Annotated in this window: 23 protein-coding genes; 17 read left to right on the forward strand and 6 right to left on the reverse strand. The window is 63.0% G+C overall.

The annotated features are described in order from the left end of the window. The first annotated feature begins 118 nt into the window (after positions 1-118). The 3 genes from VE092_RS16655 (at position 119) to VE092_RS16665 (ending at position 3225) form a co-directional block, all read left to right on the forward strand. Complete coding sequence (locus VE092_RS16655) at positions 119-889, forward strand: response regulator (RefSeq protein WP_324878636.1); 771 nt, start codon at positions 119-121, stop codon at positions 887-889. A gap of 18 nt (positions 890-907) precedes the next feature. Beyond that, the gene (locus tag VE092_RS16660; RefSeq protein ID WP_324878639.1) at positions 908-1996 is read left to right on the forward strand and encodes an ATP-binding protein; all 1089 of its coding nucleotides are present in this window, start codon (positions 908-910) and stop codon (positions 1994-1996) included. A 77-nt stretch (positions 1997-2073) separates the two neighbouring features. Next, positions 2074-3225, forward strand: coding sequence for a branched-chain amino acid ABC transporter substrate-binding protein (locus VE092_RS16665; protein WP_324878641.1), 1152 nt, complete (start codon positions 2074-2076; stop codon positions 3223-3225). A gap of 527 nt (positions 3226-3752) precedes the next feature. Here the strand turns inward: VE092_RS16665 and ssb are convergent. The 3 genes from ssb to VE092_RS16680 form a co-directional block, all read right to left on the reverse strand. After that, a complete protein-coding gene (ssb, locus tag VE092_RS16670; protein ID WP_324878642.1) occupies positions 3753-4271 on the reverse strand; it encodes a single-stranded DNA-binding protein in 519 nt (172 codons plus the stop codon). An 18-nt stretch (positions 4272-4289) separates the two neighbouring features. Further along, positions 4290-5531 (reverse strand): MFS transporter, encoded by a 1242-nt coding sequence (locus VE092_RS16675; RefSeq protein ID WP_324878644.1) that lies wholly within the window; start codon positions 5529-5531, stop codon positions 4290-4292. Between the two features lie 268 nt (positions 5532-5799). Continuing rightward, positions 5800-6057, reverse strand: a complete 258-nt coding sequence (locus tag VE092_RS16680; RefSeq protein ID WP_324878646.1) for a hypothetical protein — start codon at positions 6055-6057, stop codon at positions 5800-5802. On the opposite strand from VE092_RS16680, the gene VE092_RS16685 reads away from it, so the two are divergent. From VE092_RS16685 to VE092_RS16695, 3 genes are all read left to right on the forward strand, one after another. Then, positions 6056-7810, forward strand: coding sequence for a glycosyl transferase (locus tag VE092_RS16685; protein ID WP_324878647.1), 1755 nt, complete (start codon positions 6056-6058; stop codon positions 7808-7810). The two genes, VE092_RS16680 and VE092_RS16685, sit on opposite strands and share 2 nt — an antisense overlap. Before the next feature lie 322 nt (positions 7811-8132). After that, positions 8133-10991, forward strand: a complete 2859-nt coding sequence (uvrA, locus tag VE092_RS16690; protein ID WP_324878650.1) for an excinuclease ABC subunit UvrA — start codon at positions 8133-8135, stop codon at positions 10989-10991. 168 nt (positions 10992-11159) lie between these two features. Beyond that, positions 11160-11927, forward strand: coding sequence for a phytanoyl-CoA dioxygenase family protein (locus VE092_RS16695; RefSeq protein ID WP_324878652.1), 768 nt, complete (start codon positions 11160-11162; stop codon positions 11925-11927). Here VE092_RS16695 and VE092_RS16700 read toward each other — a convergent pair. Then, positions 11855-13486 carry a methyl-accepting chemotaxis protein gene (locus tag VE092_RS16700; RefSeq protein ID WP_324878654.1) on the reverse strand — a complete coding sequence of 544 codons (1632 nt, stop codon included), beginning with the start codon at positions 13484-13486 and terminating at the stop codon, positions 11855-11857. The genes VE092_RS16695 and VE092_RS16700 overlap by 73 nt on opposite strands. Before the next feature lie 161 nt (positions 13487-13647). Beyond that, positions 13648-15639, reverse strand: coding sequence for a cation:proton antiporter (locus VE092_RS16705; protein ID WP_324878656.1), 1992 nt, complete (start codon positions 15637-15639; stop codon positions 13648-13650). Between the two features lie 325 nt (positions 15640-15964). Between VE092_RS16705 and VE092_RS16710 the strand changes: the two genes are divergently transcribed. From VE092_RS16710 to VE092_RS16760, 11 genes are all read left to right on the forward strand, one after another. Continuing rightward, positions 15965-16993: a KpsF/GutQ family sugar-phosphate isomerase gene (locus tag VE092_RS16710; RefSeq protein WP_324878658.1), complete on the forward strand. Its 1029-nt coding sequence runs from the start codon at positions 15965-15967 to the stop codon at positions 16991-16993. Then, a complete protein-coding gene (locus tag VE092_RS16715) occupies positions 16993-17547 on the forward strand; it encodes an HAD family hydrolase (RefSeq protein WP_324878660.1) in 555 nt (184 codons plus the stop codon). Before VE092_RS16710 ends, VE092_RS16715 begins: the two co-directional genes overlap by 1 nt. After that, complete coding sequence (gene lptC / locus VE092_RS16720; protein ID WP_324878662.1) at positions 17544-18152, forward strand: LPS export ABC transporter periplasmic protein LptC; 609 nt, start codon at positions 17544-17546, stop codon at positions 18150-18152. Before VE092_RS16715 ends, lptC begins: the two co-directional genes overlap by 4 nt. A gap of 51 nt (positions 18153-18203) precedes the next feature. Then, positions 18204-18827 (forward strand): lipopolysaccharide transport periplasmic protein LptA, encoded by a 624-nt coding sequence (gene lptA / locus VE092_RS16725; protein ID WP_324878664.1) that lies wholly within the window; start codon positions 18204-18206, stop codon positions 18825-18827. Positions 18828-18829: 2 nt separating this feature from the next. After that, positions 18830-19570: an LPS export ABC transporter ATP-binding protein gene (lptB, locus tag VE092_RS16730; RefSeq protein WP_324878666.1), complete on the forward strand. Its 741-nt coding sequence runs from the start codon at positions 18830-18832 to the stop codon at positions 19568-19570. 65 nt (positions 19571-19635) lie between these two features. Further along, positions 19636-21126, forward strand: a complete 1491-nt coding sequence (locus VE092_RS16735) for an RNA polymerase factor sigma-54 (RefSeq protein ID WP_324878669.1) — start codon at positions 19636-19638, stop codon at positions 21124-21126. 156 nt (positions 21127-21282) lie between these two features. After that, positions 21283-21645, forward strand: coding sequence for a ribosome hibernation-promoting factor, HPF/YfiA family (gene hpf, locus VE092_RS16740; protein ID WP_006461684.1), 363 nt, complete (start codon positions 21283-21285; stop codon positions 21643-21645). A 355-nt stretch (positions 21646-22000) separates the two neighbouring features. Further along, positions 22001-22312: a Grx4 family monothiol glutaredoxin gene (gene grxD, locus VE092_RS16745; protein WP_324878672.1), complete on the forward strand. Its 312-nt coding sequence runs from the start codon at positions 22001-22003 to the stop codon at positions 22310-22312. Positions 22313-22347: 35 nt separating this feature from the next. Then, positions 22348-22950: a UbiX family flavin prenyltransferase gene (locus tag VE092_RS16750; protein ID WP_324878674.1), complete on the forward strand. Its 603-nt coding sequence runs from the start codon at positions 22348-22350 to the stop codon at positions 22948-22950. Positions 22951-23025: 75 nt separating this feature from the next. Continuing rightward, positions 23026-23307 carry a type II toxin-antitoxin system HigB family toxin gene (locus VE092_RS16755; RefSeq protein ID WP_182993024.1) on the forward strand — a complete coding sequence of 94 codons (282 nt, stop codon included), beginning with the start codon at positions 23026-23028 and terminating at the stop codon, positions 23305-23307. Next, on the forward strand, positions 23295-23720 hold the full coding sequence (locus VE092_RS16760; protein WP_180671022.1) for a helix-turn-helix domain-containing protein: 426 nt from the start codon (positions 23295-23297) through the stop codon (positions 23718-23720). Before VE092_RS16755 ends, VE092_RS16760 begins: the two co-directional genes overlap by 13 nt. A gap of 86 nt (positions 23721-23806) precedes the next feature. On the opposite strand, the gene VE092_RS16765 is transcribed toward VE092_RS16760, so the two are convergent. Then, entirely contained in the window at positions 23807-24565 is a 759-nt protein-coding gene (locus tag VE092_RS16765; RefSeq protein ID WP_324878677.1) for an SDR family oxidoreductase, read from the reverse strand. Positions 24566-24711: the final 146 nt, after the last annotated feature.

Here is a 24711-nt window from a genome sequence, read left to right on the forward strand (position 1 = left end):
GCCGACGGCCTGGATGGCGGCATTTTTGCGACCCGGGCCACCCGACAGTACAATCGCGAGCGAAGGCGGAGTCTGGGCGATTAGCATGAGGATTGCGCGATACAACGATGGAGATTCGATGGAGAAGGAAAGAATGCCCGCGCCGCTGCAGTCGGTCGCCGAACCTGGTACGGCATCCACGGCGCCGGCCTCGGGTGCGCTGGTGCTCATCGCCGAAGATGCTCCCGAGATCGCCGAGATCCTGGCCGCCTACCTCGCCCGCAGCGGCATGCGCAGCGTGCATGCCGCCGACGGGGTCAGGGCACTGGAATTGCATCTTGCCCTCAAGCCGGACCTGGTGCTGCTGGATATCCAGATGCCGCAACTCACAGGCTGGCAGGTGCTGGCGCAGATTCGCCAGCGCGATCAGACCCCCGTCATCATGCTCACCGCCCTGGACCAGGATGTCGACAAACTCACCGGCCTGCGCATCGGCGCCGACGACTACGTGGTCAAGCCCTTCAATCCGGCCGAGGTGGTGGCGCGGGTGGAAGCTGTGCTGCGCCGCAGTCAGCCGCGTGACGATCGCGACGACCGGCGCATCCTGCGCGCCCCACCCTTCATGATCGACTTCGAGCAGCACGAGGCCATGGCCGAGATCGACGGCGTCGCGCATGTGCTGGTGCTCACGCTCACCGAATTCAAGCTGCTGGCGCAACTGGCGCGCTCACCGCGGCGCGTGTTCAGTCGCGCCGAACTGCTGGCCTCCTGCCTGCCGGAAGGGGATACGCTGGAACGCACCGTGGACAGCCATGTCAGCAAGCTGCGCAAGAAACTGGAAGACCTGGGTATCAGCGGCATTCCGGTCAGCATCCGCGGGGTCGGTTATCGTTTCCAGCAAGGCGGCTGAGACCATGGAGGCCAACTCATGAAGCCCGGCGTCGACCTGCTGGCACTGTGGCGCGGCAAGGGCCTGGCCCGGCAGATCATCCGTTCGGTGGCGATCCTGGCGCTGACCATCATGCTCATGGTGTTACTGGGCTCCTACGCCTTCTATTCGACCATGTTCATCTTCGTTCCGGGCGCCCTGTCGGCACCGGACAGCTGGCTGCCCTCGCCGGCCGAGTGGGGCTGGATCGCCGGCACTACGCTGCTGGGCCTGGGGATTGCGATCTGGGTCGCCATGCGCCTGGCGCGCCGCATTCTGACGCCGCTCAATTCGGTCGCTACCAGCCTGCGCCGCGTGGCACAGGGCGATCTGGCCGCACGGGCGGGAGCACAACGGCAACCGCTGGATGAAGCCTGGCAGCTGATCAACGATTTCAACGCCATGGCCGAGCGACTGGAACGGGTACAACAGGAACGCACCTTCTGGAACGCTGCCATCGCCCATGAATTGCGCACACCGGTGACGATCCTGCGTGGTCGGCTGCAGGGTCTTTCCGATGGCGTGTTCCAGCCCGAACCGGCACTGTTTTCCAGTCTGCTGGGGCAGGTCGAAGGACTGGCGCGGCTGATCGAGGACCTGCGCATCGTCGGTCTGGCCGAAAGCGGCCACCTGCAGATACAGACGCAGCAGGTCGATTTGCCGCAAGAGATCGGCGCCGTCCTCACGGCCTGCGAACCGGCGCTGGAGGAGAAAGGATTCACCGTCACCCTGGCACTGTCGCTGCAGCGCACTGCCTGCGATCCGGTTCGCATCCGGCAGGCCCTGCTGGCCCTGCTGGAAAATGCCCTGCAGCATGCCACGCCGGGCCCGTTGCATATCAGCACCGCGAGCCACTCAGGCCAGCATTGCCTGCGGGTCGAGGACAGCGGCCCCGGGCTTGCGGCCGTCGATGCTGCGATGATCTTCAACGCGTTCCAACGCGGCCCGCGCAGCGAGCAGGCCCGACACCGCGGCAGCGGCCTGGGGCTGGCCGTGGTACGGGCCATTGCCAGCGCGCATCACGGCACGGCCGACTGCCGCCCCTCGCCGCTGGGAGGTAGCTGCTTCGAAGTCCGCTGGCCTCACTGAGTATTGATGTGTATATTTTCCCCAGCAAGACGCATGAAGCAATGTTGACAGGAATTCAGCGGACCACGGGGGGCCCCATGCGCAGACCATATCGCAGGTCGATACTCGCCATCAGCTTGCTGCTTTATGTGCTGGCGGCACCGGCAGGGTCGGAGAACCTGACCACCATCACGCTGGGCTTTACCGGTCGACTCTCCGAGCCGATCACACAAAGCGCCCTGCAGGGTGCGCAAGTGGCCATCGATGATGCCAATGCGATGGCAGTGCGACGCCGTTCACCGCTGCGCTTCACATTGCTGCCCCAGGATGACCACGGCAACGAGAATTTCGCCGTCAACATCGCGCGCTACTACATCAAGGAAAACGTGGCCGGCGTAATCGGCCCGTGGAGCAGCGACGCCGCCCTGGCCACGGCGACCATCTACGAAAGCGCCCATATTCCCCAGATCGGCTTTACCGCCACCAGCAGCCAATGGACGGGGATGGGCCACCGCATGCCCTTCCGGGTCGTCGGTGGCACCCGGGAACTGGCCGCCGCCCTGGCCGAAGTCGCCAGCCGCTCACTGGGCGGCCGGCGGGTGTTCGTGATCCAGAACGATTCGGCCTACAGCAATGCCCTGGCCGATGCCCTGCTGGAAAAGCTGGCGGCCACCAGTTCCGGCATCGCCCTGGGCCGCATCCAGGTGGCGCGCCGGACCACCGACTTCCATAATGCTGTGCAGGCAGCGATGCAGCACGAGGCCGATGTCATCGTGTTCCTAGCCTTGTACCCGCAGGCGCGTGCCTTCATCGAGGCGGCCCGTCGCTCGGGATCGAAGGCACGCATCCTCCTCACAGGTGGTGCCAGCAACCTGCCACTGCCGCCGCAAGCGGAACCACGCCTGCATGTGCTGGAATACGAGATCGCGCGCGACCATTGCCCGCAATGGAAGAAGGTGGCCCTGGCGTATCGCAACAAGTTCGGGACGGCACCGACTACCTATTCCTTCCATGCCTACGACGCCGCCAGCATCCTGAGCGCCGCCATCCTGCAGACCGGCAGCGCAGAGGGTCCCAGGATCGCTGCCACGCTGCATCAGATGCGTTACGCCGGCCTGCATGGCCCCATCAGCTTCGCCCCCGACGGCAGCAATGCCCATCCGCGCTATACCCTCTTCAGGCATGACGGCCGCTGGCAGCCGGTGGAATTCTTCCCGGCTGGCAGCGGCCGCCATGAGCCTTGCGTGTAATGCCTGTCATCAGCCCCCCAGCAGCTGGGCCATGGTTTCACTGAAGATGACGATCAGTCCGATGAGCATGTTGTTCTCCTGGTGAGTGCCGGCGCTCAGACACCAAGCAGGTGCGACACGGTTTCGGTGAAGGCGAGGATGAGTCCGATGAGCATGTTGTTCTCCTGAAGGTAAGTTGATTCAACCGCCGAAAAGGTGAGCCATGGTTTCGCTGAAGGCGACGATCAGTCCGATGAGCATATTGTTCTCCTGGTGAGTGCCGGCGCTCAGACGCCGAGCAGGTGGGACACGGTTTCGGTGAAGGCGAGGATGAGTCCGATGAGCATGATGTTTTCCTTGATCTGGTGACTTGGGACCGATGCTGTTTGCTTCGGCTTGTTGACATCATCGCGTCGCCTGGTTACCGCCAGATTGCAGTGCAGGCCACCCAGGTTTCAGTTGTAACCGGCCATGAAAAAACCCCTCGCTGCATGGCAGTCAAGGGGTTGGTCGGTACACCTGCCGCGGCGCGGCCTGCCGCATCGGGATCAGAACGGGATATCGTCGTCCATGTCCGAGAAGTTCGGCGCCGGGCGCTGCGCCGGTTGCTGACGCGGGGCAGCGCCACCGCCGCCAGCATTACCGCCGGCGCTCTGGCGCGGGGCACCTCCGCCGTAGCCACCACCGCCGCCACCGTAGCCGCCCTCATCCATGCCGCCACCGCCGCCGCCCTGGCGGCTGCCCAGCATCTGCATGGTATCGGCGATGATTTCGGTGGTGTAGCGCTCCACGCCTTCCTTGTCCTGCCACTTGCGGGTCTGCAGGCGGCCTTCGACGTAGATCTGCGAACCTTTCTTCAGGTACTGGCCGGCGATTTCAGCCAGCTTGCGATAGAAGGTGATCCGGTGCCATTCGGTAAGCTCCTTCTTTTCGCCGGAATTCTTGTCCTTCCAGCTCTCGGTCGTGGCGACGGCGATGTTGGTGACGGCTTCGCCGTTGGGCATGTAGCGTGTTTCCGGGTCGCGTCCCAGGTTGCCGACGATGATGACTTTGTTGACCGATGCCATTGTTTCTCCTGAATACGTTTAGGCTGTTGCACCCGCCGCCGGCGCTGAGCGGCGCGGCAGGTTTTTCATGTTAGCCGCGATTATAAGCCAGGTCAGGGTGAGCACAGCAGACAAGAGGAACACCGCGGAATTTCCCACATGTTGTTGAAGCCAGCCACCCAGCGCACCGCCGCAGGACAGACCCAGCGCCTGCAGCGTGTTGTAGACACCGAGCGCGGCGCCTTTGGCCGCCGGCGGTGCGATGCGCGAGACCAGCGAAGGCTGGGCCGCCTCCAGGATGTTGAAGGCGACGAAGAACAGGAACAGCAAGGTCACCAGCATCCAGACACTTCCCAGGGGACGGGACAGCACCAGCCAGAACCCCACCTGTACCAGCAGCATCAGGCTGATGGCGCCGACGAAGACCGGCTTCATGCGTCCGTATTTCTCGGCCACGATGATGGGCGGCAGCATCAGCACGAAGGACGCCAGGACCACGGGGAGGTAGATCTTCCAGTGCTCGCCCAGCGGCAGGCCGGCCGTTTGCACCAGCGCCGCCGGCACCACCAGAAACATCGCGACCTGGGTCAGATGCAGCGTGAACACCCCCCAGTTCAGGCGCAGCAGTTCGGTCTGGCGCAGCACCTCGCGCAGCGACACCCGCCGGGCCTGTACCATCGGCGCAGCCGGTACCGCCCATACCACCACCGCGATGGCCAGCAGCGAAAGCACACCGGTCAGGCCAAAGATGCCGCCCATGCCGATGGCGCGGTAGAGCAGCGGCGAAGCCACCATCGAGACCGCGAAAGTCACGCCGATGGAGGCCCCGACCATGGCCATGGCCTTGGTGCGATGTTCCTCGCGGGTGGAATCGGCGATGAAGGCGGTGATGGCGGCCGAGATCGCGCCCGACCCCTGCAGCGCCCGGCCGACCAGCAGCCACATCACGCTCTGGGCGCCGGCAGCGACGAAGGAGCCCAGCGCGAACAGCAACAGGCCGATGACGATGATGCGCTTGCGGCCATAGCGGTCGGAGGCGATACCGTAGGGAATCTGTCCACAGGCCTGCGCCAGGCCATAGATGCCCAGGGCGATGCCGACCAGCGTATCGCTGTCGCCGCCCGGCAGGCTGTGCGCGTGCACGGCGAACACCGGCAGCACCAGGAACAGACCCAGCATGCGCAGGGAAAAGATCGAAGCCAGGGAAACGCTGGCACGCACCTCGGCGCGCGACATGCCGGTTTTCTCGGGCTGTGCGGATGAACTTGTGTCGTGGGACATACGTGTGACGTGTAGAGACTGGCGTTGGCGGCTGCCCGGTCTTTCGTGAAACCGGGCTGTAGGACAAAGCAGTATGGTAACAGGATAGTCCTGCCAGCCGTCAGCCCGGCGCCGCTGCGCCGGCCTTCTCGACCGCCTTTCTCGCGACCGGCCGTGCTGCGTCAATCCAACACCGGGGCCAGGATCTTGACACTATGTAGCGAATCTTCACATCTTTCCTGACAAATACGTCATTTTTTTTAGTGCTTATGCCAGAATGAGGGCTTGCTCATTTTTTCTGCAGTGTCCTATAACAGCCGCCGATTTCGCCTCCCTGGCGAATTCCCGCAAGGCAATAATCCTCGCCAAGAAAAATAAAGCAAGCACGCATCAGGGGGGAGAAAACCCGATGCAGAGGATGGCGAAGCAATCCCAGGCACCATGCTGCGGCGGGTCGGGGATGGCGCTGGTTGCCACTCTGTACCCAGGTTTTCGTTTTTTGATTTTTTCGCGGGCAGCGCAGGCGGCTCGCATCTGTATTCAGCATGTTCCTATTCGACTCGGTCTCCGAACGCAGCTCGGGACCCTCTCTTTCGAACGCCTCGACGCCGGTCCTGGCCCAGCGTGGCATCTCCACGCGTACCGCCTGGCTGCTGCTGGTCCTGGCCGGGGCGGCATGGCTGCTGCCTGGCATCTTCGGGCATGGCCCCTGGAAGCAGGACGAAACCTATTCTTTCGGCATGATCCACCATATGCTGGTCTCCGGCGAGTACCTGGTGCCGACCAATGCCGGCCAGCCCTTCATGGAAAAGCCGCCGCTGTACTACTGGACGGCGGTGCTGCTGGCCAAGCTGCTGCATCCGCTGCTGCCGTACCACGAGGGGGCGCGCCTGGCCAGTGTGGTCTACAACCTGGTGACCCTGGTGTTCGTGGCGCGCATCGCCCAGATGATGTGGAACCAGCGCAGCCTGATGAGCCTGCCTGTGCTGGCCACGTTGGCGCTATTCGCCGGCTCCCCGGGCATGGTCAAGCATGCCCACGACATGTTCACCGACGTCGCCCTGGTGTGCGGCGCCACCATGGCCACCTACGGACTGCTGGCCATCGCCCTCAACCAGGAACGCCGTACGCCATCCTGGATGGCAGCCTTCTGGTTCGGACTGGGCGTGGGCATCACCGAGATGACCAAGGGCCTGTTCGTGCCCCTGACCTTTGCCGCCACCGTACTGGTGCTGGGCCTGCTACTGCGCTCCTGTCGCTCGCGCGGCTACTGGCAGATGGTAGGCGTGGCGGTGCTGGTGTCGCTTCCCTTCTTCGTGATCTGGCCGGCGCTGCTGGCCCAGCACTCGGTGCCGCTGTTCATGGAATGGTTCTGGGACAACAACGTCGGCCGCTTCTTCGGTTTTTCGGTGCACAAGCTGGGTTCGGACAACGACCATACCGTGATCCTGCGGGCGCTGGCCGGCTTCGCCCTGCCGGGCTCGGTGCTGGCGCTGCTGGCGCTGGCCGCCGGTGACTGGCGTCAGGCCGGCAACGCGCGGGTGGCGCTGCCGCTGGTGTTCGCCGCCATCAGCCTGGCCGTGCTGCAAAGCTCGGCCACGGCGCGCCAGCTTTATCTGCTGCCGGTGCTGCTGCCGCTGGTGATGCTGGGCGCGCGCGTCGTCCCCCGTCTGCCGGACGGCGTCAACCTGGCCTGGGACTGGCTTGCGCGGCTCGGCTTCGGCCTGCTGGCCATCGCCATCTGGGGTATCTACCTGGTCTCCACCTGGCCGGCGGACCAGCACCAGCCGATCGCCTTCATGGGCAAGTGGCTGCCGCTGACCTTCGTCACGCCCATCCAGCCATTGGCGCTGCTGGCGGCCGGCGCCATAAGCATTCTGTGGATCGTTTCGCTGGGCCTGTTGCGCCTGGCCGGGAAGTGGCGCGGCGCGTTCTCCTGGTTCGGCGGCATCACGCTGATGTGGGGCCTGGCCTTCACCCTGCTGCTGCCCTGGGCCGACTATGGCAAGAGTTATGAATATGCCTACACCGATCTCCAAAGCAAAATAGGGCCGGCCTGGCGCGAGGGCGATTGCATGGCCAGCCAGGCGCTGGGCGAATCGGAAGCGCCGATGCTGTACTACTACACTGGCATCCTGCACCAGCCGGTGGGCAGTGACGGCACCACCAGCTGCCGCTGGCTGATCCAGGAGAAACCGGAAGCCACCCGCCGTCCGCCCGGCCACTGGTCGCTGTTCTGGGAAGGTCGCCGCGATGGCGATGACGGACAGCTGTTCAAGATCTACCAGCGCGCCGGCTGAGACCGGCGTCCCCCCCGCCCTGCATCGAAGCCGACCCCGCGTCGGCTTTTTTCTGCCCATCAGGTCCGACAGCCCGGCCCGGTGGCGCCGGTGTGCACGGCCTGCAGGAGGGCCTGCAGGAGGGCCCGCCGCAAGGCCGGACGGTGGCTTTTTCCACTGCCGCGCTTTCAATTCGCCGATGCGCTCCCACATGGGTCATCTGCCGCTGCAGCCACGCCTGCCGGCCATTCGCAGTCCTGTTATAGTTACATGTTGTCCCACCGCTGCTCCGCGCAAGGCGTCATTCCACGCGGCGGCAGGAAACCCCTAGCTGAAGGCATCCATGGAAGAAATTCGCATTCGCGGCGCGCGCACGCATAACCTCAAGAATATCAACCTAGACCTCCCCCGCAACAAGCTCATCGTCATCACGGGGCTGTCCGGTTCGGGCAAGTCCTCGCTGGCCTTCGATACCTTGTATGCAGAGGGCCAGCGCCGCTATGTGGAGTCCCTGTCGGCCTATGCGCGCCAGTTCCTGCAGCTGATGGAAAAGCCGGATGTGGACATGATCGAGGGCCTGTCGCCGGCCATCTCCATCGAGCAGAAGGCCACCTCGCACAACCCGCGCTCCACGGTCGGCACTGTCACCGAGATCCACGACTACCTGCGCCTGCTGTACGCCCGCGTCGGCACGCCCTACTGCCCGGATCACCCCGAACATCCGCTGGAGGCCCAATCGGTCTCGCAGATGGTCGATGCGGTGCTGGCCCTGCCGGAAGAGACCAAGCTGATGATCATGGCGCCGGTGGTGGCCAACCGCAAGGGCGAGCATGCCGACCTGTTCGAGGAGATGCAGGCCCAGGGCTTCGTGCGCTTCCGCATCCAGAGCGGCACCGGCACGGCCAAGGTCTACGAGGTCGATGAGCTGCCCAAGCTGAAGAAGACCGAGAAGCACACCATCGATGTCGTCATCGACCGCGTCAAGGTCAAGGCCGAGATCAAGCAGCGCCTGGCCGAAAGCTTCGAGACCGCCCTGCGTCTGGCCGACGGCCGCGCCATCGCGCTCGAAATGGATGGCGGCAAGGAACACCTGTATTCCAACAAGTTCGCCTGCCCCATCTGCGGCTATTCGCTGCAGGAGCTGGAGCCGCGGCTGTTCTCCTTCAACAACCCGATGGGGGCCTGCCCGGAATGCGATGGCCTGGGCCACATCGAATTCTTTGATCCCAAGCGCATCGTGGCCTTCCCCAACCTGTCGCTGGCTTCGGGCGCGATCAAGGGCTGGGACCGTCGCAACCAGTTCTATTTCCAGATGCTCACCAGCATCGCGGCCTTCTACGACTTCGACCTCGACGTTCCCTTTGAACAGCTCGACGACAAGGCCCAGCAAGTGGTGCTGTACGGCTCCGGCCGCCAGGCCATCCCCTTCGCCTACGTCAACGAGCGCGGCCGTACCGTGGTCAAGGAGCACACCTTCGAAGGCGTGGTCAACAACCTGCAGCGCCGCTACCGCGAAACCGATTCGATGGCGGTCAAGGAAGAGCTGGCCAAGTTCATCAACGAAAAGCAATGCCCCTCCTGCCACGGCGCGCGCCTGCGGGTGGAGGCACGCTACGTGAAGGTGGGCAGCGGCAAGCAGCAGCGCGCCATCTATGAAGTGGCCGCCACACCCCTGCGCGAGACCTTGTCCTTCTTCGAGACCCTGAAGCTGACCGGCGCCAAGAAGGAAATCGCCGACCGCATCATCAAGGAAATCGTCTCGCGCCTGACCTTCCTCAACAACGTCGGGCTGGACTACCTGTCCCTGGAACGCAGCGCCGATACGCTCTCCGGCGGCGAAGCCCAGCGTATCCGCCTGGCCTCGCAGATCGGCTCGGGCCTGACCGGCGTGATGTATGTGCTGGATGAACCCTCCATCGGCCTGCACCAGCGCGACAACGATCGCTTGATCGATACCCTGCGCCACCTGCGCGACATCGGCAACACCGTGCTGGTGGTGGAACACGATGAAGACGCCATCCGCACCGCCGACTACATCGTCGACATGGGCATCGGCGCGGGCGTGCATGGTGGCGATGTGATCGCCCATGGCTCGCTGCCGGAAATCCTGAAGAACAAGAAGTCGCTGACCGCCAAGTACCTCAACGGCTCGCTGGAAATCTCGGTTCCCAAGAAGCGTACGCCCTGCGACGAGTCGCGCATGCTGACCATCACCGGCGCCTCCGGCAACAACCTCAAGAACGTTGACCTGGAGTTGCCCGTGGGCCTGCTGACCTGCGTGACCGGGGTCTCCGGCTCGGGCAAGTCGACCCTGGTCAATGACACGCTCTACCTGTCGGCGGCGCGCCACCTGTATGGCTCGCAGACCGAGCCGGCCGAGCATGAAGCCATCGGCGGTCTGGAGCATTTCGACAAGGTGATCGCGGTGGACCAGGCCCCCATCGGCCGTACCCCGCGCTCCAACCCGGCCACCTATACGGGCCTGTTCACGCCGATCCGCGACCTGTTCGCCACGGTGCCGATGGCCAAGGAACGTGGTTACAGTGCCGGTCGTTTCTCCTTCAACGTTAAGGGCGGACGCTGCGAAGCCTGCCAGGGCGATGGCGTGATCAAGGTGGAAATGCACTTCCTGCCGGACGTGTACGTGCCTTGCGACGTCTGCCATGGCAAGCGCTACAACCGCGAAACACTGGAAGTGCAATACAAGGGCAAGAACATCACCGAGATCCTCGACATGACGGTGGAAGATGCCCATGAGTTCTTCAAGCCGGTACCGCTGATCGCCCGCAAGCTGCAGACGCTGCTGGACGTGGGCCTGGGCTATATCAAGCTGGGCCAGAGCGCCACCACGCTCTCGGGTGGCGAGGCGCAGCGCGTGAAGCTGTCGCTGGAACTGTCCAAGCGCGATACCGGCCGCACGCTCTACATCCTGGATGAGCCGACCACCGGCCTGCACTTCCATGACATCGACCTGCTGCTCAAGGTGATCCACCGCCTGCGCGACCAGGGCAATACGGTCACCATCATCGAGCACAACCTGGACGTCATCAAGACTGCCGACTGGATCATCGACCTGGGGCCCGAAGGGGGCGCGGGCGGCGGCAAGATCGTCGCAGCCGGCACGCCCGAGGACGTGGCGAAGAACCCGGCCAGCGTCACCGGCAAGTACCTGGCCCCCTTGCTGAAGAAGAAAGCGAAGTAAAAAAAGAAGACCGGACTTGCGCGGGCGCAAACGATACAGAATTGGGCTGCATCTGTATCTTGCGCGCCGCCGGGCTTGGCCTACAGTCATGCATCTGGCCGCCATCCGGCGCACAATGAAGGCAGGCATCGCCACCGGCATGCCACCGTGCAACTCCGAAAGATCCACATGTCGAACCCGCTGTCACCCGCCCAGGTCGCCTTTTTCCGCGAGCAGGGCTATCTGCTGTTGAAGGGCATGGTCCCTGCCGATCTGCGCGAGCGCATGCTCGCCGTCACCCGTGATCACCTGCAACGCGCCGTCGCTCCGCTGGAATACGAAGCCGAGGTCGGCTACGAAGGTGCACCCGCCTCGCTGGAGGCCGAAGGCGGCCGCACGGCGCGGCGCCTGCGCGCAGCCTGGCAGCGCGACCCGGTCTACCGCGAGTGGGCCGGGCACAAGCAACTGGTGGCCATGCTGCATCAACTGTTCGAAGAACCGGTCTGCCTCACCCTGGCCCACCACAATTGCGTGATGACCAAGCATCCGGCCTTCGGCACTGCCACCGGCTGGCACCGCGACATCCGCTACTGGTCCTTCCCGCGCAACGATCTGATCTCGGTGTGGCTGGCACTGGGCGCGGAGACGCCCGAAAACGGCGCGCTCAAGTTCATCCCCGGCTCGCACAAGCTGACACTGCAAGCCGAACAGATGGACGAACTGGATTTCCTGCGCCCCGAAGTGCCGGCCAACCAGGCCCTGTTCGCGCAAGGTATTGCGCTGTCACTGGAGCCGGGCGACGTGGTGCTGTTCCATAGCGGCCTGTTCCACGCGGCTGGCCGCAATGACAGCAATCAGGTCAAGTGCTCGGCGGTGTTTGCCTATCACGGCAAGAGCAATCCCCCGTTGCCGGGCACGCGCTCGGCGGCCTCCGAGGATGTCAGCCTGGATGGCTGATACACCGCAGCGGCACTGCCGCCGAGGCGGAAAACGCTGACCGCGTCCGACAGGCGCGCCGCCTGCTCCTGCATGGCCTGGGCAGCGGCAGCGGCCTGTTCCACCAGCGCCGCATTCTGCTGGGTGGTCTCGTCCATCTGCGTGATGGCGTGATTGACTTCTTCGATGCCCTGGCTCTGTTCCTGGCCGGCGGCACTGATCTCGCTGACCACTTCACTGACCCGCTGCACACTGCTGACCACTTCGTCGATGGTGGCGCCCGCCTGGGCTACCAGCGCACTGCCGCTGCCCACGCGGCTGACCGAGTCATCAATGAGCACCTTGATTTCCTTGGCTGCCGCGGCCGAGCGCTGCGCCAGCGAACGTACCTCGGAAGCCACCACCGCAAAGCCGCGCCCCTGCTCGCCGGCACGTGCCGCTTCCACGGCGGCATTGAGCGCCAGAATGTTGGTCTGGAAGGCGATGCCATCGATCACGCTGATGATGTCCACGATCTTGCTGGAGGACTGGTTGATGGAACTCATGGTATCGACCACCTGACGCACCACTTCCCCCCCACGTACCGCCACTTCGGAAGCCGAATGTGCCAGTTGCCGCGCCTGCTGCGCATTATCGGCGTTGGTGCGCACGGTCGAGGTCAGCTGTTCCATGGCCGAGGCGGTTTCTTCCAGCGCGCCGGCCTGCTGTTCGGTGCGTGAAGAAAGATCCAGGTTGCCATGGGCGATCTCGCTGGAAGCGGTGGCGATGGTATCGGTGCTCAGGCGCACCTGGCCGACGATGCCCTGGAGGTTGTCATTCATCTGCTTGAGCGCCGCCATCAGCTGGCCGGTCTCGTCCCGGCTGTGCACCACGATCTCGCGCGTGAGGTCGCCGGCCGCCACCGATTGCGCCAGCGATACGGCATGGCGCAGCGGCACAGAAATGGCCCGCACCAGCAAGAACCCCATCAGCAGCGCCACCGCCAGGCCGGCCGCCACCGCCACGCCCATCACCACCAGCAGGGTCTGGTAGCGCTGCTGTGCCTGCTCGTAGAGATCACGTCCGACGTTGCGCTGCAGGTCCATCAACTGGCCCAGCGTGGCATGGGCCTCGGCATACAGCTTGAGCATGACACCGCCGTAAAGCTCGATGGCGCCCTGGAAATCACGGTTGCGCAGCGCCTCGACCGCCGGCTTGAGGCCATCGCTGAGGAATTTCTGGCGCTGCGGCAGCAGCTTGTCGAGCAAGGTCTTTTCTTCGGGTGTGAGGAAGGTGTCCTGGTATTGCTTGACGATGACATCATTGGCCTTGAGCGCCTTTTCCAGCCTGTCCATGTTGGCGTCGATGTCGCCGGAATCACCGACGATGGAGGTGGAAATGCCGTTGCGCGCCGCATCCAGCGCGGCCGACATGCGCTCCAGCTGGGACAGGGCGACCAGCCGGTCTTCATAGAGCGAACGCATCTGTGCATTGGTCGAGCGCAGACCGACCAGACCGAGAACGCCCGATGCCACCAGCAGCAGGGCCAGAAAACCAATGACGAAGATCAGGCGAGCCCTGATCGTGAGTGTGCTAAACATGTTCCTCCCGGACTTGCTATTGTTTTTTCAACAAGGGACTCGTTGTGCGAAGCCCTTGTCCTGACACGTTCGACGCAGGCGAATAAGCCGCGCCGCTACCGTCAGGCAACACTAGCATTTCCCGTACCAGGGGAACAAAACCTCATTGCGCGGGGTTGCCCTCATTTGCTGAGGAGGCGCTTTTCGGCACGCAGGATGCTCTCCGAACTGCCGCGCAAGACCACGATGTCACCAGCCATGAGCAGCGCCTGATCAGGCGCATCCAGACGCTGCTTGCCCCGTCGCAGCATGGCGACCTCGGCGCCGCATTGCGCGGGCAGATCGATCTCGGCCAGGGTATGACCGACTGCGCTGGCACCACTGATCAGGGTGACCGATTGCAGACGGACGTTCATGCCCACGCCGTCGGCCTCGGCATCGGACATCCCGTGGAAATAGCCGCGCAGCGACGCATAGCGCTCATCGCGCGCATCCTGCACGCGGTGCACCACGCGGCGCAATGGTACGCCCAGCATCACCAGCGCATGCGAGGCCAGCATCAGGCTGCCTTCCAGCGCTTCGGGCACGACCTCGGTGGCACCGGCAGCGAGCAGTTTTTCTAGGTCGGCATCGTCATGGCTGCGTACAATCACGGGCAGTTCGGGCTCCAGTTCTGCGGCATGATGCAAGACCTTCAGCGCCGAAGGCGTACTGGCATAGGTGACCACCAGGGCGGCCGCGCGATGGATGCCGGCGGCCACCAGGCTTTCGCGCCGGGCGGCATCGCCGTAGGAGACATTGGCGCCCCCATTGCGGGCATCCTGCACCAGTTCCGGGTCCATCTCCAGCGCGTGGTAGGCGATCCCCTCTTCTTCCAGCAGTCGCGCCAGGCTCTGACCGCTGCGGCCGAAACCGGCGATGATGACGTGCTTCTGCACACCCATGGTGCGGGTGGCCAGTTGCGTGAGGGCCAGGGACTGCAGCATCCACTCGTTGGCAGAAAAACGCATGACGATGGCGTCGGACTTGGCCAGGATCAGGGGCGTAGCCAGCATCGACAGCACCATCGCTGCCAGGATCACCTGGATCAACAAGGGATCGACCAGCTTGAGTCCGCCGGCCTGGCTCAGCAGCACGAAGCCGAATTCCCCCGCCTGCGCCAGGCCGAGGCCGACCCGTAGCGCCACCCCGCTGGACGATCCGAACAGTTTCGCCAGCCCGGCGATGAGGGCAAACTTGAGCAGCACCGGGCCGGTCAAAAGGAGCAACACCAGGAACCAGTGATCGACCAGCGTACGCACGTTGAGCAGCATGCCGATGGTGATGAAGAACAGGCCCAGCAGGACATCGCGGAAGGACTTGATATCTTCTTCCACCTGGTGCTTGAACTCCGTCTCGGAAATGAGCATGCCGGCGATGAAAGCGCCCAGGGCCAGCGACAGCCCGGCCTTTTCGGTGATCCAGGCCGCGCCCAGGGTGATCAGCAGCAGGTTCAGCATGAACAGTTCCTGCGAGCGCCGCTTGACCACGATGCGGAACCAGCCACGCATGAGCTTGCTGCCGAAGAACAGCAGCAACGCCAGCACCACCATCGCCTTGCCCACCGCCCAACCCAGCGTGACCATGATGTTGCCGGAATTGTTGGCCAGCGCCGGCACCACGATCAAGAGCGGCACCAGGGCCAGATCCTGGAACAGCAGCACGCCCATGATGCGGCGCCCATGCTCGGTTTCCAGTTCCAGCCTTTCGGTGAGGAGCTTGGAGACGATGGCGGTGGAGGACATGGTCAAGGCGCCTCCGAGCGCGAAGGCCGCCTGCCAGCTGACGTTGATGAACTGCGGCAGCACCATGGCCGAGCCCCAGGCCAGGATCATGGTGGCGGCAATGGTGGTGGCTACCTGCGCCACGCCCAGGCCGAAGACGATGTGACGCATGGCCGACAGCTTGGCCAGGGAAAACTCCAGGCCGATGGAAAACATCAGGAACACTACCCCGAATTCAGCCAGGGCGTGGGTGGTTTCATTGTCCTCGGCGAAGGCCAGCCCGTGCGGGCCGATGATGATGCCGACCACCAGATAGCCCAGCATGGGCGGCAACTGCATCATGCGGAAGGCGACCACGCCCAGCACCGCCGCAGCCAGAAGGAAGAGAGTCAGTTCCAGTCCGGAAAACATCGTTTGTTGAGTTTATTGTGAAATGCAATGGACAAAATGCAAACAATCAGCGAAAGGCAAAAACCGCCCTGCCGACCTGCCCCGCCCTGGGGCGCAAAATTCATGCGCCAGCCGGCAGGACTGCAGATTAATTCATGCAATCGGCGAGCACCAAGCGGCTGCTGCAGCGCAACCGAATGCCGCTGTAGCGCGCAGGAATCGAGCAGCTCCCCCCTCATACAGCCATGATGCGGCGCGATGAAAGCGAGCCCGCGACAGCAGGCACGGCAGCACTCCCTTACATCTGGCAAGTTTTTTGCTTTGCTAATTCGTTTATACTTCGGTTATGAGTGTAACCGATGACAAAACCCCATCTGCATCTTTTTCCGCCGAGGATGCCCGTCGCGCCGTCGAGCTGGCGCGCCAGACCCTGCAGATCGAAGCCGATGCCATCCTGGCGCTGAAGAGCCGCCTGCGCGACGACAGCGCCGAGCCTTTGGCGCAGGCCGTGCACGCCGTACTGCAGTGCCGGGGCCGGGCGGTGGTGTCAGGAATCGGCAAATCCGGCCATGTTGGCCGCAAGATCGCCGCCACCCTGGCCTCCACCGGGACGCCTTCGCTGTTCATGCATCCGGCCGAAGCCTTGCATGGCGACCTCGGCATGGTGACGGCCGGGGACGTCTTCATCGCCATTTCCAACTCCGGCGAAACCGCCGAACTGCTGGCCATCGCGCCCCTTATCAAGCGCATGGGGGCGGTGATCATCGCCATGACCGGCAATGACGCATCCAGCCTGGCACGGATGGCGGCCATCCACCTCAACGTCGGCGTGGAAAAGGAAGCCTGTACCCTGAATCTGGCACCGACGGCCAGCACCACGGCCACGCTGGCCATGGGCGATGCGCTGGCAGTGTCGCTGCTGGACGCGCGCGGTTTCCTGGAAGAAGATTTCGCGCGCTCCCATCCCGGCGGTGCGCTGGGCCGCCGCCTGCTGACCCACGTGCGTGACGTGATGCGCAGTGGCGAGGCCATCCCGGCGGTGCGTCCGGATGTCTCGCTGTCGGCCGCGCTGATGGAAATCACGCGCAAGGGCATGGCCATGACGGCCGTGGTGGATGAGCAGTTCCGGCCGATCGGCGTATTCACCGATGGTGACCTGCGCCGCCTGCTGGAGCGGGGCCAGGATTTCACCAGCTTCAGCATCGCCGAAGTGATGCACGCTCAGCCGCAAAGCATCAACCAGGATCAGCTGGCGGTGGACGCCGTGCAGCTGATGGAACAATTTCGTATCAACCAGTTGCTGGTCACCGATGCCGAGGGCGTGCTCACGGGCGCGCTGCACATCCATGACCTGACCCGCGCCAAGGTAATCTGATGACCGCGTCCGCCTTCGCCAGCTCCCTGCCGCCCGCTGCCCTCGCCAAGGCCGCCGGTATCCGCCTGATGATCTTCGACGTCGATGGCGTCCTGACCGATGGTGGCCTGTACTATGGCGAAGAGGGTGAGAGCGTCAAGCGCTTCAATGCCCTGGATGGTCACGGCATCAAGCTGATGCAGCAGTACGGCACGGCAGCGGCCATCATCACCGCGCGTCAGTCGCCCTATGTGCTGCGGCGCGCGCGCGACCTCGGCATCGCCCATGTCTTCCAGGGCGTGCACGACAAGCGCCAGGCCTTCGAACAACTGTTGCAGCACACCCAGCTCACGGCAGCCGCATGTGGCTATCTGGGCGACGACATCATCGACCTGCCGGTACTGACCCGCGTAGGCTTCAAGGCTTGTGTGGCCAATGGTCATCGCGAGGTCAAGGTCCGCTCGGATTACGTGACGCAGGCCAGCGGCGGCAACGGTGCCGTGCGTGAAGTCTGCGACCTGGTCCTGGCTGCGCAGGGCAACTACGAGGCGGCGCTGGCGCCGTACCTGGCATGAGCGGGCGCAGCGGAGAACGCGCCGCCGAGCGCATCCGGCTGGCGGTGATCGTGGTGATCCTGATCGGCGCAGCTCTGGGCAGCTTCTGGATGCTGCAGGCGCTGCGCGCCTCCGGTGACCAGCATGCGGTGCAGCGCCCACGCGGCAAACCCGATTACTACCTGGAAAACTTCAGCTACGTGAAACTGGGCCCCACCGGTCTGCCGCGCTATGACGTGTCCGGTACCAGGATGGTCCACTTCCCGCTGGATGACTCCTTCGAGATCACCAAGCCCGTGGTTCACAGCCTGGACAAGGACAAGCCTCCGATGGAACTGTATTCCGACACGGCACGCGTGACCGACGACCAGACCCAGATCCATATGTATGGCAATGCCAACGCCATCCGTGGGGCCGCCAACGGCCGCGCGCCCATGCACCTGGTCTCGGAATACCTGTTGCTGCTGCCTGACGACGAGATCGTCAAGACCGATAAACCGGTTGCAATGACGATGGGCACCACCAGATTGAACGGTGTGGGCATGCTGGCCAACAACGCCACCCAGGTCGTGCAGTTGTTCGGCAACGTGCGCGGTTATTACGAACCCACGCCAAAGAAACGCTAACCCGGTTGTCCCCCGGATAAAAACGCCAAGAACCGACCAGACAGGAAATCCATGAAACGCTCACTCTTACTGCCGATGCTGATGCTGGCTGCCGTGTGCGGCGTGGCCCACGCCGAAAAGGCGGACTCCACCAAGCCCACCAACATCGAGGCGGACCAGATGGTCTATGACGACGTGCGCCAGGTGAAGACCTTCACCGGCAACGTGGTCATGACCCGCGGCACCCTGATCATCAAGGCGGGCCGCGTGGTGCTCACGACCGACCAGTATGGCTATGAAAACGCGGTTCTGTACGCCGCCCCCGGATCGCTGGCGAACTTCCGCCAGAAACGCGACGGCGGACCCAATCTGTGGATCGAGGGCCAGGCCGAGCGCATCGAGTATTCCGAGCAGACCGAAGTCTCCAAGTTGTTCCAGCGGGCGCACATTCAGCGCATGGATGGCAACCGCATCACTGACGAAGTCAATGGCGAATTCATTTCCTATGACAGCCGCGCCGAGTTCTACTCCGTCAACAACACCGCCAGCGGCGAAAGCAAGCCGGGGGCAGGACGCATCACTGCCGTGATCCAGCCCAAGAACCCGCCACCGGCGGATGCCGCCCAGCCTTCCACGCCCGCCCAGCCCGCTACACCGGCGCCGGCGCAGCGTCGTCAGAACGGAAAGGACCAGTAAAGATGGCAAGCTCACTGGTCGTTCGCGGCCTGAAGAAAAGCTATGGCGCGCGCCAGGTAGTGCGTGACGTCTCCATGGAAGTGCGTAGTGGCGAAGTGGTCGGCCTGCTTGGCCCCAACGGGGCCGGCAAGACAACCTCGTTCTACATGATCGTCGGCCTGGTGCCGTCGGATGGCGGCGAGATCGATCTGGACGGCGCACCCATCTCGCGCCTGCCGATCCACAAGCGCGCCACACTGGGTCTGTCCTACCTGCCGCAGGAAGCCTCGGTATTTCGCAAGCTGACGGTGGAAGACAATATCCGCGCCGTGCTGGAGTTGCGCCAGGAGGACGGCAAGCCGCTCTCGCGCGATGAAATCGAGGGTCGCCTGAACAACCTGCTGCATGAACTGCAAATCGAAAAGCTGCGCGAGAGCCAGGCATTGTCGCTCTCAGGTGGCGAACGTCGACGCGTGGAAATCGCCCGCGCGCTGGCCACCGATCCGCGCTTCGTGCTGCTGGACGAACCGTTTGCCGGTATCGATCCGATCGCCGTGATCGAGATCCAGCGCATCGTGCGCTTCCTCAAGGAACGCGGCATCGGCGTGCTCATCACCGACCACAACGTGCGCGAGACACTGGGGATCTGTGATCGCGCCTACATCATCAACCAGGGCACGGTGCTGGCCAGCGGTAACCCGGAAGAAATCATCGCCAACGAATCGGTGCGCCGCGTCTACCTGGGCGAACATTTCCGTATGTAAGCCCCGGCAGGCATCGGCAGCACCACGATTGCAACCAGCGGACCACGCCGCTTCCAGAAAGACAGATGAAACAGTCGCTCCAGTTACGTACCTCGCAGCACCTCGCATTGACGCCGCAACTGCAGCAGTCGATCAGACTGCTGCAACTGTCGACGCTGGAACTGCACCAGGAACTGGAACAGATCCTGTCCGACAACCCCTTGCTCGAACGGCTCGACGACGCGCTCGACAACTCGGTGCGCCTGCTGGCCGACGGCGCCGTCTCCAGCGCACCCTCCAGCGGCGTGGCCGAAACCGGCGGCGAAACGGGTGGCGAAGCCGCCCCCGCCGCCGCCGATGGCGAATCCAGTTTCGACTATCCCGACAACAGTCCCGAGGGTGGCGTCAGCGGCGAATCCGACTGGAGCTTCGACGATGTCGCGCGCAGCGGCAAGTCGCCCGAGGACGACGATGCACGCCCGCAGCTGGAAGCGCATGAGCTGACCCTGCGCGAACACCTGCTGGACCAGATCCGCGTCACCGCCCGCACCCAGCGCGACCGTGCGCTGCTGGAACTGCTCACCGATGCGCTGGACGAAAGTGGTTACCTGGAAGAACCGCTGGAAGACATCCTGGCGCGCCTGCCGGAAGAACTGGAGATCGACCTGGAGGAACTGTCGATCTCGCTGAAGCTGCTGCAGAGCCTGGACCCGGCCGGGGTCGGCGCGCGCAGTGCCGGCGAATGCCTGGCACTGCAGATCCGCCGCCTGCCCAAGGTGCCCTTCGTCACCCGCAAGCTGGCCTTGAGGATTGTCGAGGATTACCTTCCTTTATTTGCGCAGCGCGACTTCAACAAGATCAAGAAGGCCCTCGACTGCGACGACGAGGACCTGCGCGAAGCACAGACGGTGATCCGTCAGTGCCGCCCGCATCCGGGTGCCGAATTCGCGCGCGATGCTTCGGACTACGTGGTGCCGGACGTGATTGTCAAACAAACAAAGAACGGCTGGCAGGTCATGCTCAACCATGAGGTCATGCCCAAGCTGCGCGTCAATGCCATGTATGCCAGCGCGCTCAAGCAGGCTAAGGGCGAAGGATCGCTGTCCTCGCAGTTGCAGGAAGCCAAGTGGCTCATCAAGAACATGCGGCAACGTTTCGATACAATTTTGCGAGTCGCGCAGGCTATTGTCGAACGTCAAAGAAACTTCTTTTCACATGGCGCGGTGGCGATGCGGCCCCTTGTGCTGCGTGAAATTGCTGATACACTGGGTCTACACGAGAGCACAATCTCTCGCGTGACAACTCAGAAATACATGCTCACGCCGCACGGCATGTTCGAGTTGAAGTACTTCTTCGGTAGCCACGTCGCGACTGAAACCGGAGGCGAAGCCTCCTCCACCGCGATACGGGCGCTGATCAAACAGTTGATAGGAGCCGAAAACCCGCAGACCCCATTATCCGATAGCAAGATTGCGGATATGCTGGCAGAACAAGGCATGGTGGTCGCGCGACGCACAGTCGCCAAATACCGCGAAGTGTTGAAGATTCCGCCAGTCAATCTCCGCAAGTCCCTCTGAGCTTTCCCTCAGTTTTTCTGTAGTACCGTTGCTGTGTTCAGGCAAGCATCCCTACCTGGTGCCCATGCCATCCGACACGAAGACCGTGCCCGTGGTACAGCAGCTGTAGAGGATCAGTCGCACGAACCTCCAGTGACTTCACGATAGGAGTCTTGTATGAATCTGACCATCAGTGGACACCACCTCGAATTGACCCCCGCCATCCGGGAATACGTGCAAAGCAAGCTCGCTCGTATCAAGCGCCACTTCGACAACGTGATCGACGTCAGCGTGATCCTGAGCGTAGATAAACTCACAGAAAAGGAAAAGCGCCAAAAAGCGGAAATCAACGTCCACATCAAGGGGAAGGATCTACATGCGGAAAGCATTGCGCACGACCTCTATGCCGCCATCGACGCGCTGATCGACAAGCTTGATCGCCAGGTCATCAAGCACAAGGACCGGCTGCAGGAACACCACTCCATGGCCAAGCGTCTGCCCGACGATACCCCCACTGACGCAGTGGCTGGTGCGGCATAAGACAAGGACCCAGGGACCATTCCTGCCGGCGTGTGCGCAACGACAGCGTGACGCGAAAGGTGGGATTTCATGAGGAAGGGGCGCGCAAGCGCCCTTTTTCATTTTGCGGCGCCGGGGGTCTGTTTCATTTCCTGTGGCAAACAGTGATCCCGCGTCCCGGCGCAGCTCGCAATGAGCCTTGAAGGAGAACCTCCCGCCCTCATCTTTAAGGCAAGGTCCAATGCGGAAATCGTATAAATGATTTCCTCCGAGAAATTTCGGGCCACATCCCAACCACGCTGCGGCCCTGCCGACTTCAACGCGAGCGGCGGCTTTTCCCTATAATGTCGGCAATCCCATTTTTAAAGGCATAGCCATGAGCGACGTCCAATCCTGGATCAAAGAAACCGTGACCCAAAACCCTGTCGTGCTGTTCATGAAGGGGACGGCCCAGTTCCCGCAATGCGGCTTCTCCGGCAAGGCCATCCAGCTGCTCAAGGCCAGCGGCGCCGAGAACATCGTCACCGTCAACGTGCTGGAAAGCGCCGATGTGCGTCAGGGCATCAAGGAATATTCGAACTGGCCAACCATTCCCCAGCTGTACGTGAAGGGTGAATTCGTCGGCGGCTCCGACATCATGAGCGAAATGTACGCCTCGGGCGAACTGCAGAACCTGATCAAGGGCTAAACCCGGCGCATCGCTGCCCTGCTCCGGTTTCCCTCGTGAGTTCCACTTCCAGTCCGCCACGCCAGCGCCTGATCGTCGCCATCACCGGTGCGACCGGCGCGATCTATGGCGTGCGCCTGCTGGAGCACCTGCGCAAGCATGGTCAGGTGGAAACCCATCTGATGATTTCCGAAGCCGGCGTGCTCAATCTGCACCAGGAACTGGACATGCGGCGCAAGGACGTCGAAGCCCTGGCCGACGTGGTGCACAACGTGCGCGACGTCGGTGCCTGCATCGCCAGCGGCTCCTTTGCCTCCACCGGCATGGTGGTGGCGCCCTGTTCGATGAAGACCCTGGCCGCCGTGGCGCATGGTCTCTCCGACAACCTCATCACCCGTGCCGCCGACGTAGTCCTGAAGGAACGTCGTCGCCTGGTACTGATGGTGCGCGAAACGCCCTTCAACCTGGCCCACCTGCGCAACATGACCGCCGTCACCGAGATGGGCGGCGTGATCTTCCCGCCGCTACCCGGCTTCTACCAGCGCCCGGCCTCGATGGAAGAAATGGTCGATCACACCCTCGGGCGCGTGCTGGACATGTTCGGCATTTCGCTGCAGCTCACCCCTGAATGGCAAGGCATGAAGGGCGACCGGGACTGACGTCTTCCCCGTCGATCACATAGGTATTCCCAACGCCGGATTGCAAATATCTCAAATTGAGATATCATGCCATGCATGCGCGTCATCTCCAACAAAGCCCTGGCCGATTTTGCCCTGCGCCACCCGCAAGCAGCGACACCGCTGCAAGCGTGGCGCAAGATCATCGAGTCGCGCAGCTTCGATCATTTTGCTGAACTGAAGAAAGCCTTCAACGCCATCGACAAAGCGGGCGACTTCATCATTTTCGATGTGGGCGGCAACAAATACCGGATCATCACGCTGGTGAACTTCGCCAGCCAGAAACTCTACATCCGGGAGGTTTTCACACACAGGGAGTACGACCAATGGAAGCCTTGATCGAAAAACACGTGATGGACGACATCACCTCGCACTTTGCGGCCTTGTCGTCTCTCATCCCGCTGCGGCCGATTCGTTCTGATGATGACTATGACCGCGCAGTCACCACCCTGAATCAATTGCTCGACGCCGGTGCCGGCAATGAAAAGCACCCTCTGGCCGATCTGGTCGATACACTCGGCAGCCTCATTGCCGAATACGACGACAAGCACTTCCCGTTGCAGCAGGTCTCTCCTGTGGATGTCCTGCAATTCCTGATGGAGCAACATCAGCTCACACAATCCGACCTGCCCGAGATCGGCTCACAAGGCGTGGTCTCCGAAATCCTGCGCGGCAAGCGCGAATTGAATCTGCGTCAGGTCAAGGCACTGGCCCAGCGCTTCGGCGTCGGTGCATCGGTCTTTATCGGCTAGACGCGGCTTGCCCGAACAACACCAATGAAAATGGCCGCAGTACACAACTGCGGCCACTTCTTCACTTCCGATCCCGCCGGGAAGAATCAACCCCGACCGATATAGGGCATCTTGGTCGCCATCACCGTCATGAACTGCACATTGGCATCCAGCGGCAGGCTGTCCATGTAGAGGATGGCCTTGGCCACGTGCTCGGCGTCCATGGTCGGTTCGACCTTGGTGGAGCCGTCGGCCTGCAAGGTGCCCTTCTTCATCAGCGTGGTCATGTCGGTGGAGGCATTGCCGATGTCGATCTGGCCGCAGGCGATGTCATAGGCGCGACCATCCAGCGAGGTGGCCTTGGTCAGGCCCGTGATGGCATGCTTGGTGGCCGTGTAGGAGGCCGAGAACGGACGCGGCGCATGGGCCGAGATGGAGCCGTTGTTGATGATGCGGCCACCCCGCGGGGATTGCTCCTTCATGATGCGGAACGCTTCCTGGGTGCACAGGAAGACGCCGGTCAGGTTGATGTCCACCGCTGCCTTCCATTGCTCCACGCTCAGCTCTTCCAGCGAGACCGGCGGTGCAAAGATGCCGGCATTGTTGAACAACATGTCGAGCCGGCCGAAGCGGTCACGCGTCTTGGCGAACAACTGCTTGACCGAGGCCGGGTCGGTCACGTCGGCGGCGACCACCAGCGCATTGGCACCGTGCTCACCGGCCAGTTTGACGGTCTCTTCCAGCGCATCCTGGCGACGTCCGGCCAGGGCCACGCCATAGCCTTCGCGCAGCAGCGCCAGGGTAATCTGCCGGCCGATGCCGGAGCCTGCGCCGGTCACCAGCGCGATACGTTTGGGTGCAGCCATCGTGTTGACTCCTCAATGATCTTATGGACGGAACGTGCATCGTCGGCGGATAAAAAAACCGCCCGTGATGCACGGGCGGTTTCCACTATAACAAACACCAGACGCGGCCAGATGAAGGATTTTCAATCCCTGGGCCTGCCTTTCAT

This window comes from Herbaspirillum sp., assembly GCF_035644555.1.
Lineage (GTDB): Bacteria > Pseudomonadota > Gammaproteobacteria > Burkholderiales > Burkholderiaceae_D > Herbaspirillum.

Bases quoted from the DNA above. Each gene is read 5' to 3' on its own strand.
- VE092_RS16705 (WP_324878656.1), bottom strand. From the start codon at position 15,639: ATGTTTTCCGGACTGGAACTGACTCTCTTCCTTCTGGCTGCGGCGGTG.
- uvrA (WP_324878650.1), top strand. From the start codon at position 8,133: ATGGAAGAAATTCGCATTCGCGGCGCGCGCACGCATAACCTCAAGAAT.
- VE092_RS16655 (WP_324878636.1), top strand. From the start codon at position 119: ATGGAGAAGGAAAGAATGCCCGCGCCGCTGCAGTCGGTCGCCGAACCT.
- lptA (WP_324878664.1), top strand. From the start codon at position 18,204: ATGAAACGCTCACTCTTACTGCCGATGCTGATGCTGGCTGCCGTGTGC.
- grxD (WP_324878672.1), top strand. From the start codon at position 22,001: ATGAGCGACGTCCAATCCTGGATCAAAGAAACCGTGACCCAAAACCCT.
- VE092_RS16665 (WP_324878641.1), top strand. From the start codon at position 2,074: ATGCGCAGACCATATCGCAGGTCGATACTCGCCATCAGCTTGCTGCTT.
- VE092_RS16755 (WP_182993024.1), top strand. From the start codon at position 23,026: ATGCGCGTCATCTCCAACAAAGCCCTGGCCGATTTTGCCCTGCGCCAC.
- VE092_RS16715 (WP_324878660.1), top strand. From the start codon at position 16,993: ATGACCGCGTCCGCCTTCGCCAGCTCCCTGCCGCCCGCTGCCCTCGCC.
- hpf (WP_006461684.1), top strand. From the start codon at position 21,283: ATGAATCTGACCATCAGTGGACACCACCTCGAATTGACCCCCGCCATC.
- lptC (WP_324878662.1), top strand. From the start codon at position 17,544: ATGAGCGGGCGCAGCGGAGAACGCGCCGCCGAGCGCATCCGGCTGGCG.
- VE092_RS16760 (WP_180671022.1), top strand. From the start codon at position 23,295: ATGGAAGCCTTGATCGAAAAACACGTGATGGACGACATCACCTCGCAC.
- lptB (WP_324878666.1), top strand. From the start codon at position 18,830: ATGGCAAGCTCACTGGTCGTTCGCGGCCTGAAGAAAAGCTATGGCGCG.
- VE092_RS16695 (WP_324878652.1), top strand. From the start codon at position 11,160: ATGTCGAACCCGCTGTCACCCGCCCAGGTCGCCTTTTTCCGCGAGCAG.
- VE092_RS16680 (WP_324878646.1), bottom strand. From the start codon at position 6,057: ATGCTGAATACAGATGCGAGCCGCCTGCGCTGCCCGCGAAAAAATCAA.
- VE092_RS16735 (WP_324878669.1), top strand. From the start codon at position 19,636: ATGAAACAGTCGCTCCAGTTACGTACCTCGCAGCACCTCGCATTGACG.
- VE092_RS16700 (WP_324878654.1), bottom strand. From the start codon at position 13,486: ATGTTTAGCACACTCACGATCAGGGCTCGCCTGATCTTCGTCATTGGT.
- VE092_RS16765 (WP_324878677.1), bottom strand. From the start codon at position 24,565: ATGGCTGCACCCAAACGTATCGCGCTGGTGACCGGCGCAGGCTCCGGC.
- VE092_RS16660 (WP_324878639.1), top strand. From the start codon at position 908: ATGAAGCCCGGCGTCGACCTGCTGGCACTGTGGCGCGGCAAGGGCCTG.
- VE092_RS16675 (WP_324878644.1), bottom strand. From the start codon at position 5,531: ATGTCCCACGACACAAGTTCATCCGCACAGCCCGAGAAAACCGGCATG.
- VE092_RS16710 (WP_324878658.1), top strand. From the start codon at position 15,965: ATGAGTGTAACCGATGACAAAACCCCATCTGCATCTTTTTCCGCCGAG.
- VE092_RS16685 (WP_324878647.1), top strand. From the start codon at position 6,056: ATGTTCCTATTCGACTCGGTCTCCGAACGCAGCTCGGGACCCTCTCTT.
- ssb (WP_324878642.1), bottom strand. From the start codon at position 4,271: ATGGCATCGGTCAACAAAGTCATCATCGTCGGCAACCTGGGACGCGAC.